The organism is Vibrio sp. ED004, assembly GCF_023206395.1.
In the GTDB taxonomy this organism is placed as follows: Bacteria; Pseudomonadota; Gammaproteobacteria; order Enterobacterales; family Vibrionaceae; genus Vibrio.
Map to the genome: position 1 here is coordinate 2,364,350 of NZ_CP066149.1, position 12,227 is coordinate 2,376,576.

Genomic DNA, 12,227 nt, shown 5'->3' on the forward strand with positions numbered 1-12,227 from the left:
ACCAGTAAGCTCTAATGAAGTATTTTCTTAAGCTTGAGGTTAGCTCAAGCTCGCGGTGAACTGACCAAAGTAAAATAGAAAGGGATAGTATGAATTTTTTGATTTTTCTTGGCTCTGTACGTGAGAGCACCCCACCAAGACCAGCCCGATTAGGCATGAGAGTTAGCAAAGCGTGTGCAAAGTTACTGGCGGATAAACACACTGAGCATACCGTCGAGATCATCGATCCGCTGAATTACGATTTTGGTGACGTGTTTAAGCCTGAGTTTTCTTATCATCGTTCGAAAGTACCTGCACATCTTGCGGAGTTAGCGGACAAGATCGCAAAAGCGGATGGTTACGTGATGGTCAGCCCGGAATACAATCACTCAATGAGCCCTGCGCTGGCTAATATTCTCAACCATTTTGGTAGCTCGTTATTCTCATATAAGCCGAGCGCGATTGTGACTTATTCAGCAGGTCAGTGGGGCGGTGCAAGAGCATCCGTTTCGATGAGAACTTTCTTATCAGAGTTAGGTTGTTTACCCGTTTCTGCGATGATTCATCTGCCTAAAGCACAAGAAGTGTTTGATGAAGAGGGCTGTGTTGTCCAAGAATCAGAACAGGCACAATGGGATGAGTACATGAACCGAACGTTCCATCAACTGATGTGGTGGGCGCAAGGTGCAGCGTTGCAAAGAGACAATGTGGATCCAACTGCGTTAGCGAAAGCCTTTACCAAAGATCCTTCTCAACGAAACGCGCCATAGTTAGACCGAGTTGGTGAGCGTGATGGGTTGATCAAGAGTGCTCCGAACTGCGAGACAGTTAGCTATAAAAAATGGGTAACACTAAAACGAAAAAAGCTTGGCCATTTCTGACCAAGCTTTTTAAATCTTTAACACTCTAGTTTACTGAGATTATAGAGACTCAGTGAACGTACGTGCGATAACGTCACGTTGCTGTTCAGTTGTTAGAGAGTTGAAACGTACAGCGTAACCCGATACACGGATTGTAAGCTGAGGGTAGTTCTCTGGGTGAGCAATTGCATCTTCTAGCGTTTCACGCTTAAGAACGTTAACGTTTAGGTGTTGACCACCTTCGATGCGTGGTGCTGCTTCGATTGCAACTTCACGGCTTTCGTACTCGCCTAGGTCTGCAGCTGAGATAACTTGGTCAGCTTCGAAACCTGCAGTAGCAACAACACAACGCGCTTCATTCTTCTCGCTATCTAGTAGCCAGATTGAGTTTAGTAGGTCATCGTTTGCTGCTTTAGTAATTTGAATACCTTGGATCATAACTATCTCCTAGTCCACTGAACGTGGTTTGATTATGGTGTTAACTTTCGATTTTTATTGAGCTGGGTAATATATACCTAATGTTTGTAAGGTTAACATTGATTTAAGTCAAAAAACAACCAAAAACCATATTTTTACAAAGGTGATTATATTGAGGTAAATCAATAAAACCTTTGAAAACAAAGTAATTACAAAATATTTTAAAGTATAAAAAATATTTAACAGTCTCATTTGGTGTAATTTTACTACATTTGTTGTGTTTTAATTGAACTACAACCGATATGACCCTTTATTTATGATGCATTCTGAAAGTGTAAAGTGATTTAATGACAAACAAAATTTCATCCTCAAAACCTGAAACAAATATTAAGTTTATCGGTGCTCATGTGTCGGCGGCGGGTGGTGTTGATCAGGCACCCATGCGTGCGCGTGAGATCGGCGCTAATGCGTTCGCACTGTTTACCAAAAACCAGAGACAGTGGGCAGCAAAGCCACTCGAAGCCAAAACCATTAGTGCATTCAAAGCCAACTGCAAAATGTTGGGCTTTGCTGCCGAGCACATTCTTCCTCATGATTCTTACTTGATTAACCTTGGCGCACCGGAAGAAGAGAAGCTAGAGAAATCACGCGCAGCTTTCATTGATGAGATGGAACGCTGTAACCAACTTGGCTTAACGCTTTTGAATTTTCACCCTGGAAGTCACCTTAAGAAGATCTCTGAGACGGAGTGCTTGGCTAAGATAGCTGAGTCGATCAACCTAGCCCATCAAGCGGTTCCAGATGTGATTGCGGTGATCGAGAATACGTCAGGCCAAGGTACTAACTTGGGCTGGAAGTTTGAGCATCTAGCAGAGATCATCGATCAAGTAGAAGATAAGTCGCGTGTTGGCGTGTGTTTAGATACTTGCCATACCTTTACTGCGGGTTATGACCTACGAACAAAAGAAGCGTGTGAGCATACTTTTGCAGAGTTCGACCGCATTGTGGGCATGCACTATCTAAGAGCAATGCACATCAATGATTCAAAAGCTGAGTTCGCGAGCCGAGTTGATAGACACCATTCTTTAGGAAAAGGCGAAATTGGCTGGGATTGTTTTGAGTATATTGCTTCAGATTCTCGCTTCAACGGAATCCCTCTTATATTAGAAACGATTGACTCGACGATTTGGAAAGAGGAAATTCAACAACTTAGAATGTTTCATCGCTCAGCAACGGTCGCAACTGAAGAGGTGTAATAATAGAGGGGAAAATTAACTTTCTTCTATTTGTAAAAATTGGCACCTTTCTTTCATAGTCTTAAAGTGAATATGTATTTCACGATGTCTTAGAGGAGGTGCCTTTATGTATTCAAAAGCCCAAACTTCAACTGTTTCTCCTGCTCGCCGTTTACCAACCCCAAACCGTCACGTGCATAGCCATGGTCACCATCGCACACAGCAGAAAAGTGGTTAATCGAGATCAACACAACTTGAACTGATTATTATGATTCATCAACAAGTGAACCCTACACATCATGTTTATTGATAGCTGTATGAGGTATAAATAGGGCCTTATTTAGGACAGTTAGCCGATACAGCTATTTTTTTGTCTGGCGAAAGCTAGAAACCTTGATGATTGGGAAGTAAAACGATGAGCACACCAAAGACTTGGGAATCCATTATTAATGATGAACGTGAGAAAGAGTACTTCCAGAGTGTTCTCGCTTTCGTCGAACAGCAACGTAATAGTGGGAAAACCATCTACCCGCCACAAGAGCAGGTGTTCAGTGCCTTCGATATGACACCTTTCGAATCAGTACGAGTGGTTATCCTAGGGCAAGATCCTTACCACGGCGCCAATCAAGCGCACGGTTTGGCATTCTCTGTGCTGCCCGGTGTAAAAATCCCGCCTTCTCTACGCAACATGTATAAAGAACTCGCACAAGATATAGAGGGCTTTGAGATCCCTAGCCACGGTTATCTTGATGCTTGGGCATCGCAAGGGGTGTTGATGTTGAACACCGTGCTTACTGTAGAAGAGGCAAAAGCACACTCACACGCGAAATGTGGCTGGGAAACATTTACCGATGCCATTATTGCAGAACTAAACCAGCGCTCTGAACCGATCATCTTCTTGTTGTGGGGTGCACATGCCCAGAAGAAAGGCCAAGCGATTGATACAGGCAAGCACCATGTGTTGACTGCGCCTCACCCCTCACCATTGTCTGCCCGTCGTGGTTTCTTTGGCTGTCAGCACTTTTCAACAACCAATAAGCTGCTTTCTTCTATGGATCAACAACCTATCGATTGGCATTTACCAACAGAAGTGTAGGTTGGTGGTTTTCTGAGCAGGGTCAAATCATAAATCAGCATCTTCGTATACACTTATAAATAGTAGGTGTAATGGAGTGCAATACTATGATGATTGAAAGGATAAGACGAGAGCATGGCTATATGGCTCGTTTACTCGCGATACTCAACAATAAATTAGAGTTCCTTAAGCAGGAGCGAGAAATTAACTATAGCCTGATCGCCGAGGTCGTTCATTACTTGATGAACCACTCAGACAAAGTACATCACCCTAAAGAAGACGTCATTTATCGCTACTACCTTAAGCAATATGGCAGTGACCAAGCGATTGAGGACTTGGAACTCGAGCATCAGTTGCTATCTGAGAAAACGGCCGACTTCTTAGGTGTGGTTGATATGATTCTCCAAGATGCTGTGGTGCCACAGCAGGTGTTCATTGACCAACTTGAGAGCTTTGTGAAAGCTCAGCGTAAGCACATGGAATATGAAGAGAAGCATGTGTTGCCAATGATTGTTGATGCATTCACGGTGAAAGATTGGCAAGAGGTCGAGTCACAGTGGCTTCAACCAGAAGACGACCCTGTTTTTGGGGACACGATTGCTGACCAATATCGCCAGCTCGCAGCTCGCGTTCGACAAAATGAGCAAGAGTGCGTTTAGATAATATTAAGAGTGAGTCTCCCAGTTCGAAGTGCCTTCTATATAAGAGGCGAGAGTTTGAGACTCCCTCTATATTAGATGATTAGGTCTTAATGCGGCGCTTTGAACGGATGAAAGAGTCTAGACAATAAAAAAGCACCTTTATAGGTGCCTTTTGCTATCTGATTTCTTATCGTGCTGATTAAAGCTTTATATCGTCAAGGCTAAAATCAAGACCGAGGTTCATCTCTCTTAGCTCTTTCTCAAGCTGCCTACGATCGTTGATTGCTTCGATTTCACGCCACTTACGCTTGAGTGGTTTAGAGCGTGTTTTTTGAGTTGCACGAGGCATTTCTAGTTCTGATACTTCATCGAATTGAAAGCTATCCATAAGCCATATCTCCTTCCGTGGGACTAGTTCTTACGAACCATTAAATATCATATTTAGGTTCACCATAACCTTGATTTGTTTCTCATTTGTTTCAAATCTATGAAGCTTTTGTTCTGTTTTTTTATGCATGCTCACACATTGAGGGAATTTTTATGTATAAAAAACAAGCAAACAAACCGAAGTAAACGATTAAATTAGGGGTTATTGAATGTTAATTCATTGTGCGAAAGGAATAGCACTTTAGCCACAATGCATGTAAGTGCGTATTGCTATGTACGAGATAGCAATCTCATTGCTCTAGAAAAAAACGCAGATCTTCACTATACCTTGTAAAACCTAGGCTGACGTCATTTTTATAGGATGGTGTTCTTGTTGCGGTGAGGCGATGGTTGTTGTTGATATTATGTCCCGATAATGTGACTTTTATTGGGCTGTATTGTTGAAAAATGTGTTAACAAAAGGTGTGTTATTAGTGAAATGTCATTTTAATATAAGTGCGTTTGCATATTGATTTTTAAGCCGTCTCGCTGCATTATCCGCCCGTCAAAAAATACACTGATACGTAAAATGGATGCATGAAGCGACATTTACAATCTAGATCGCAGCAAATAAATATAAAACTAATGCCGACACAACTATTGACACTGGCATAGGTGATCTAGAGGAAGGCTAGGAAGCATGATCGGTGCTTAAACTCAATTACGAGGTTCACGTGACAGACTTAATCAATTTGATGAACGATCTCCTTTGGGGATCTATCTTAGTTTACTTACTGGTTGGTGTGGGTATCTACTTCACCGTACGACTAGGCTTCATTCAATTCCGCCATTTCGGCCACATGTTCTCTGTTCTAAGAAACAGCCGTAAAGCAGACAGTGCTGGTATCTCTTCTTTCCAAGCTCTTTGTACTAGTCTCGCTGCTCGTGTAGGTACGGGTAACATGGCAGGTGTTGCTGTAGCTCTAACCGCTGGTGGCCCTGGTGCTATCTTCTGGATGTGGCTAATCGCAATGCTAGGTATGGCAACATCGTTTGCTGAAAGCACACTGGCACAGCTATACAAAACGCGTGATAACGACGGTAACTACCGCGGCGGCCCTGCATACTACATGGAGAAAGGCCTAGGCATGCGTTGGATGGGGGTTCTATTCTCTATCTTCCTAATCATTGCATTCGGTCTTGTATTCAACGCGGTTCAAGCGAACGCGATTGCAAGCGCAATGAACACAGCATTTGACCTTGAGCGTAGCTACGTTGGTGTTGGTATCGTAATTATCTCTGCATTCGTTATCTTCGGTGGTATCCGTAAGATTGCACGTACAGCAGAAATTATCGTTCCAATCATGGCATTGGCTTACCTAGCGATCGCTATGTACGTGATGTTCGCGAACATTGAGAAAGTGCCTGAAGTATTGGCTCTTATCTTCAAGAGTGCATTCGGTCTGCAAGAAGCAGCAGCGGGTGGCCTAGGTTACGCAATCGCACAAGCGATGATTAACGGCATCAAACGTGGTTTGTTCTCGAACGAAGCGGGTATGGGTTCTGCGCCAAACGCAGCAGCTTCTGCTACGCCTTACCCACCGCACCCAGCATCGCAAGGTTATGTGCAAATGCTAGGTGTATTCATGGACACTATTGTTATCTGTTCTGCAACAGTGGCAATCATCCTGATGTCTGGTGAGTATGTACCACACGGTGAAGTAACGGGTATCGAACTAACGCAACGTGCACTAACAGCACAAGTTGGCGAATGGGGCGGCATCTTTGTAGCGGTAGCGATTTTCTTCTTCGCTTTCACTTCAATCATTGCAAACTACTCGTACGCTGAAACGAACCTTATCTTCCTAGAGCACAACAACAAGAAAGGCCTAGTGCTGTTCCGTATTGTTGTACTGGGTATGGTTATGTTCGGTTCTCTAGCGACACTACCAACGGTATGGGCTCTGGCTGACGTATCGATGGGTCTAATGGCGATTGTTAACTTGGTGGCGATTATCCTGCTATCAGGCATCGTGATTAAGCTAGCGAAAGACTACAACCGCCAACTAGACGCGGGTAAAGTACCGACATTCGATTCGAATGACTTCCCTGAGCTTAAGTCTCAACTGGAAGACGGTATTTGGGACAACAACAAGAAGTAATCTTGTTGGAGCGATAAACCGCTCATCCTAAAACGATTAGAAAGGCTAAGGTTTCGACCTTAGCCTTTTTTTTGCCTGTTATTTATCTCATTCTGTCTATTAAAGCTCATTCTCCCTATCAAAGTAATAGGAAGAGTCATAAAGACAAGTTGATGTTTTTTCTATACTCTAGCAGCATCCAGTTAGATAACCGATTAGGGTAAAGTTATGTTAGTTGTCGTTTCTCCAGCCAAAACACTTGATTACGAATCACCATTAGCGACTGAACGCTTTAGTCAGCCTGATTTTGTTAAACACTCTGCCGAGCTTATTGAAGAGTGCCGTAAACTGACACCTGCAGATGTATCTGCATTGATGAAAGTCAGCGATAAGATCGCAGGGTTGAACGTAGCGCGCTTTGAGCAGTGGAGCGAGACCTTTACCCAAGACAACGCACGCCAAGCCATCCTAGCCTTCAAAGGCGATGTATACACAGGCTTAGACGCTGAGACGCTATCGGACGAAGACTTCGACTACGCACAAAATCACCTGCGCATGCTTTCTGGATTGTATGGTTTACTTAAGCCTTTAGATTTGATGCAGCCTTACCGCCTAGAGATGGGCACACGCTTAGCGAATGCTCGTGGAACTAACTTGTACCAGTTCTGGGGCAACATCATCACAGACAAGTTGAATGAAGCGCTGAACGCACAAGGCGACAATGTGTTGATCAACCTAGCGTCGAACGAATACTTTAAAGCAGTGAAGCCGAAGAACTTGGATGGCCAAGTGGTTACACCGGTATTCAAAGACTGTAAGAATGGTCAATATAAGGTCATCAGTTTCTACGCGAAGAAAGCGCGTGGCATGATGGCTCGCTACATTATCGAAAACAAAGTGGACTCAGTCGAAGCGCTGACCAAGTTCGATACTGCGGGTTACTACTTCGTTGAAGAAGAGTCGAACGCGAAAGAGTTGGTCTTCAAGCGCGAAGAGCAAAACTAAGCAGGATTGATTAATGGTCGTCACGCTCTATAGCGCGATGCCACCCAGATAGAAAAAGCCCCATGCAGCGAACTGCATGGGGCTTTTTATTGAATCGTTGAAAGCGTTAGATTACTTGTTTTTAACCGCTTTCTTTTTCTTAGCGATTTTCTTCTTCTTAGCGATTTTCTGTTTCGCTACCGCTTTCTTATCTTCTTTCTTCGGCTTCTTCTTCTTCGTCACAGCCGCTTTCTTGTGCGTTGGGCGCATGCCTTCGATGAAGCGTTCTTTGATTGGTTCATCTGTGTAACGAGCCACACGCTCAATCATTAGTTGATCGTGCGCTTCAATGATAGAAACCGCGTTACCTTTCTTACCAGCACGAGCCGTACGGCCGATACGGTGTAGGTATACGTCAGCAGTACGTGGCATGTCGTAGTTGATTACGTGGCTTACGTCTGGAAGGTCGATACCACGAGCCGCAACGTCAGTCGCTAGCAATACGTTTACTGAACCGTCACGGAAACGAGCAATCGCGTTGTTACGACGATCTTGAGGCATTTCACCTTGGATCCATGCACATGGGATTTGCGCGCTTTCTAGTTGAGCACGAAGATCACCTAGGCGATCACGAGTCTTCAAGAACACGATGCTGCGCTCAGCTTGTTCTGTGATGATGTGCTTCAGGATGTTTAGCTTGTGCTCTGCTGTGTCTGCACGGTGGTACCACTGAGTGATCTTCTTACGCTCACGAAGTGATGATTTCGCATCGATCTCCGCTGGGTTTTTCAGTAGATCTTCAGTGAAGCCTTCAACACCTTTACCTTCTAGCGTGGCTGAGAAAAGTAAAGTTTGCTTACGCCAGCGACACTCTGCAGACAGGCGGTCAACAACAGGACCAAAGCCCATGTCTAGCATGCGGTCTGCTTCATCTAGGATCAGCCATTCGATAGCACGACAGTCAAAGCGCTCAGCTTCGATGTATTCCATCAGACGACCAGGAGTCGCCACTACGATGTCTTGTGTTGTGCCAAGGATGTCTGCGTGCTCTTGGTACATCACACCACCTGTGATGGTGAAGATGTTTAGCGCAGTGTATTTCGCAAGCTCACGAGCTTGGTCAGTTATCTGCATTGCCAGTTCACGAGTTGGCGTCAGGATAAGCATACGAGCAGGGCCCGCTTTCTTGCGTGGGAAATCCTGTAGGTACTGCAGTGCTGGCAGTACGAATGATGCTGTTTTACCAGTACCTGTTGGCGCAGAAGCCAAAACGTCTCTTCCATCTAACGCTTGTGGGATTGCTTCAGCTTGTATCTGTGTTGGACGTTCATAGCCCATTTCGTCAATTGCTTTAAGCAGCTCTTGGTTTAGATCGAGTTCTGCAAAGGTTCTGATCACTGTTGTTTCTCCACAAGCAATAAATGTTTCTGCCTCAAAAAGCAGACGATAAAAAAGAGTAGTCGGACATTATAGAAGCATTAGTGATTAGGATCACATGGTATTTGCTACATCTTGAGATAAAAATCTTTAGTAAGTGCAATAAATGCTGCGCTATAACCACCTTGATGATGAATTGTAAGCGATTCACGCTGCAAATCTTGCTCACAAGCAGGATCTTTAGATAACTCAAACAGGACTCGGCTCGCAGGTTTCTTGTCTGTTGTTTTCACGTCAAGGCGCTTTGCTAGGTACCAACCACACTGCTCGGCAAGCTTGATGAAGCCTTCTCCCTCTGGCGTTGGCAGTATGAAACTGGCCGTCGCAGAGTCGGTTGTTATCTCGAAGCAGCGCTTCGCAAGATCAAGGTGATCCAAACTGTCTGTGTGTCTGGCTGTGGCTCTCTGGCTTTGTTGTGATTGTTCGCCTGAGTTGAAGTAGGGCGGGTTACAGATGATCGCATCAAACTTCTGTGGAAAGTTTGCCGATAGCACACTGTCGTGATGAAGCGAGACACGATCTTGCCAAGGTGACAGCTCAATATTGATGGTAGCCGCATCAATGGCGTGCTGATCAATATCGATCGCTGAGATAGCGGCATCTTCAAAGCGCTGTGCAGCCATCAAAGCTAACAACCCTGTGCCTGTTCCTATGTCGAGTACCGATGATTTCGGCGCAAGGCTAACCCACGCACCAAGTAGCACGCCATCGGTGCTGACAGGCATACCGCTCTGTCCACCGTAAATAGAGAATTTCTTAAAATTGAAGTTTTTGGTTTCTACTGTTTTGTCTTTCATGAATGTTCTGAGTATCGAGATATTTTAAGTGATTAGCTCTAATGTTAACCAGTTGTATGAATCAATGTTCTGCTTGGTGATTTATTGTTGTGAATTATAGTTAGTTTATAATTATGGCTATTTTTCCATATCCAGTGGAATCCACTGCTTTTTGTTCGTATATGCAAATTTATATGGTGTTTTTTTATGGTGACTTGCAGCTAGCTAAGTGTTTCGTCATTATGCGCGACTATTTTATAGATTGATTGGCAGCCTTGAGCTGTAACATTCATGTAAGCACAACATAAATTCATAAATATAATTAAGGATTATCTGTGAAACAGAGTCTAAAACTAACAGATATAATGGCATTGGGCTTTATGCTTTTTGCGTTTTTCTTGGGTGCGGGTAACATCATCTTCCCACCTCTAGCTGGCCAATTGGCTGGTGACCATTTTCTTCCAGCTATGTCTGGTTTTCTGCTGACTGCCGTTGGTCTGCCGTTAATCACAATCGTAGCCGTTGCGGTTGCTGGTGGCTCTTGGGGTCATCTAACTAAAGATCTTCCTAAGCAAGCTGCAACCATCATGGCTGTGCTGATCTTCATCATTATCGGTCCTGCATTTGCTGCACCACGTACCGGTCTTGTTGCTTATGAGATGGCGGTGAAACCGTTCTTCATCGATGCCTCTCAAGCTCACCTCACTCTTTTTTCGATTGCCTTTTTTGTAGTAGCGATGTTCTTCTCATGGTCGCAAGGTAAGCTTATCGATGTAATCGGCAAGGTACTGACACCTGCACTATTCGTTGGCTTAGTTGTACTGGCGATTGCTGTATTCGTTAACCCTCAAGGCGACGTTCTTGCTGCTCACGGTGAGTACATCACTCAACCACTGACCAAAGGTTTCCTTGAAGGCTACAACACCATGGATACTTTTGCTTCTTTGATGTTTGGTATGCTGATTGTTGACGCGATCCGCAGCAAAGGTATTACTGACCGCGCAGCGACGACTAAGTATCTGATCAGCGCAGGCTGCATTGCAGCCGCTGGTCTAGCGTTTGTTTACATCTCTCTGTTCTTCCTAGGCGCAACAAGTGCAACAGTAGCAGCGGGTGCGGACAATGGCGGTGCTATCTTAAGCCTATACGTTCAATCTTTGTTTGGTCCTTCTGGTCAGCTAGTGCTTTCTGTGATCGTACTACTAGCGTGTCTAACCACCGCCATTGGCCTAGTATCAGCATGTTCTGATTACTTCAGCTCGCTAACGCCCCTGTCTTACAAGACTTGGGTAATCATTAACGGTGTCGCTTGTGCAACCGTAGCGAACGTGGGTCTTTCTCAACTGATTTCTCTGTCTGTACCAGTACTGTTTGCACTTTACCCAGTCGCTATCGCTCTAGTAGCACTTACGTTCTTGCGCAGCCGTTTCCCTAATCCAAAAGCGGCTTACCGCGTGGTGGTATTAGTGTCTCTACTGTTTGCTCTAATTGATGGCGCTAAAGTAGCGGGTGTGGATGTATCTGCACTGAAGATGCTGCCACTGTTTGAGATCGGCATGGGTTGGTTACTGCCAACAACTGCAGCAATCATTTGTATGTTCTTTGTTGGTAAATCAACAGAGCAAGAGATGGCAGAAGAGACGGTTTAATCTTTCCGTTGAGATTAAATAGTCACTAGACATAGAAAAGGCCTCATTACTTCGCAGTAATGAGGCCTTTTTGTATTCTGTGTGTTTCTATATGAACAGGTCTTCGAGAGCGTATGTGCGCTATAGCTTTTCGCTGTACTCAACCAGAACTTGTTCTACCCAGCTTGCGATACGGTCGTCGCTCAGTTCATATTGTGAATCTTCATCAAGCGCCAAACCAACGAATTGTGATTGGTCTTCGGTGAGTGCTTTAGACGCTTCGAACTCGTAGCTATCATCGTTTGGCCAGAAGCCAACAAACTCTGCACCGGCGGTTTTCAGTTCGTCATGCAATAGACCCATCGCATCTAAGAACCATTCGCCGTAACCTTCTTGGTCACCCAAACCAAACAGTGCCACAACCTTGCCTTTAACTGGCGTTGTCGCGATGTCGTCCCACAGTTCATTCCAATCTTCTTGGATTTCACCGAAGTCCCACGTTGAGATGCCCAGTAACAAAAGGTCGTAGTCTGCCATCAATGAAAGAGGGGTTTCTTTCACGTTATGGATATCAACTAGGTCTTCACCAATAATGCCGCGAATCTTTTCTGCTGCCATTTCGGTGTAGCAGGTGGTTGAGCCGTAAAATAATCCAATTTTCATAGCAAACGTTCGATTTTAATTTCAG

Annotated in this window: 12 protein-coding genes; 7 read left to right on the forward strand and 5 right to left on the reverse strand. The window is 44.5% G+C overall.

What is annotated here, in order from left to right:
• Positions 1-89: 89 nt before the first annotated feature.
• A complete protein-coding gene (locus ITG10_RS10665) occupies positions 90-749 on the forward strand; it encodes an NAD(P)H-dependent oxidoreductase (RefSeq protein WP_017630231.1) in 660 nt (219 codons plus the stop codon).
• Positions 750-899: 150 nt separating this feature from the next.
• On the opposite strand, the gene grcA is transcribed toward ITG10_RS10665, so the two are convergent.
• Positions 900-1,277, reverse strand: coding sequence for an autonomous glycyl radical cofactor GrcA (gene grcA / locus ITG10_RS10670; RefSeq protein WP_017630230.1), 378 nt, complete (start codon positions 1,275-1,277; stop codon positions 900-902).
• A 326-nt stretch (positions 1,278-1,603) separates the two neighbouring features.
• Between grcA and nfo the strand changes: the two genes are divergently transcribed.
• From nfo to ITG10_RS10685, 3 genes are all read left to right on the forward strand, one after another.
• Positions 1,604-2,512, forward strand: a complete 909-nt coding sequence (gene nfo, locus ITG10_RS10675; RefSeq protein WP_248386385.1) for a deoxyribonuclease IV — start codon at positions 1,604-1,606, stop codon at positions 2,510-2,512.
• Positions 2,513-2,906: 394 nt separating this feature from the next.
• Positions 2,907-3,587: a uracil-DNA glycosylase gene (ung, locus tag ITG10_RS10680; RefSeq protein WP_017630229.1), complete on the forward strand. Its 681-nt coding sequence runs from the start codon at positions 2,907-2,909 to the stop codon at positions 3,585-3,587.
• An 86-nt stretch (positions 3,588-3,673) separates the two neighbouring features.
• A complete protein-coding gene (locus tag ITG10_RS10685) occupies positions 3,674-4,225 on the forward strand; it encodes a hemerythrin domain-containing protein (protein WP_026084176.1) in 552 nt (183 codons plus the stop codon).
• A 181-nt stretch (positions 4,226-4,406) separates the two neighbouring features.
• Here ITG10_RS10685 and ITG10_RS10690 read toward each other — a convergent pair whose 3' ends face one another.
• Positions 4,407-4,595 carry a DUF3545 family protein gene (locus ITG10_RS10690; RefSeq protein WP_008224353.1) on the reverse strand — a complete coding sequence of 63 codons (189 nt, stop codon included), beginning with the start codon at positions 4,593-4,595 and terminating at the stop codon, positions 4,407-4,409.
• 712 nt (positions 4,596-5,307) lie between these two features.
• On the opposite strand from ITG10_RS10690, the gene ITG10_RS10695 reads away from it, so the two are divergent.
• Positions 5,308-6,735: a sodium:alanine symporter family protein gene (locus ITG10_RS10695; protein ID WP_032545312.1), complete on the forward strand. Its 1,428-nt coding sequence runs from the start codon at positions 5,308-5,310 to the stop codon at positions 6,733-6,735.
• 207 nt (positions 6,736-6,942) lie between these two features.
• Positions 6,943-7,719, forward strand: coding sequence for a peroxide stress protein YaaA (gene yaaA / locus ITG10_RS10700; RefSeq protein WP_017630227.1), 777 nt, complete (start codon positions 6,943-6,945; stop codon positions 7,717-7,719).
• A gap of 111 nt (positions 7,720-7,830) precedes the next feature.
• Here the strand turns inward: yaaA and srmB are convergent, their stop codons facing one another.
• Both srmB and ITG10_RS10710 read right to left on the reverse strand, forming a co-directional pair.
• Complete coding sequence (gene srmB, locus ITG10_RS10705; RefSeq protein WP_017630226.1) at positions 7,831-9,096, reverse strand: ATP-dependent RNA helicase SrmB; 1,266 nt, start codon at positions 9,094-9,096, stop codon at positions 7,831-7,833.
• A gap of 107 nt (positions 9,097-9,203) precedes the next feature.
• Positions 9,204-9,932 carry a methyltransferase gene (locus tag ITG10_RS10710; protein ID WP_017630225.1) on the reverse strand — a complete coding sequence of 243 codons (729 nt, stop codon included), beginning with the start codon at positions 9,930-9,932 and terminating at the stop codon, positions 9,204-9,206.
• A 314-nt stretch (positions 9,933-10,246) separates the two neighbouring features.
• On the opposite strand from ITG10_RS10710, the gene brnQ reads away from it, so the two are divergent.
• Positions 10,247-11,560, forward strand: a complete 1,314-nt coding sequence (gene brnQ / locus ITG10_RS10715; protein ID WP_017630224.1) for a branched-chain amino acid transport system II carrier protein — start codon at positions 10,247-10,249, stop codon at positions 11,558-11,560.
• 120 nt (positions 11,561-11,680) lie between these two features.
• Here brnQ and fldB read toward each other — a convergent pair whose 3' ends face one another.
• Entirely contained in the window at positions 11,681-12,202 is a 522-nt protein-coding gene (gene fldB / locus ITG10_RS10720) for a flavodoxin FldB (protein ID WP_017630223.1), read from the reverse strand.
• Positions 12,203-12,227 lie beyond the last annotated feature (25 nt).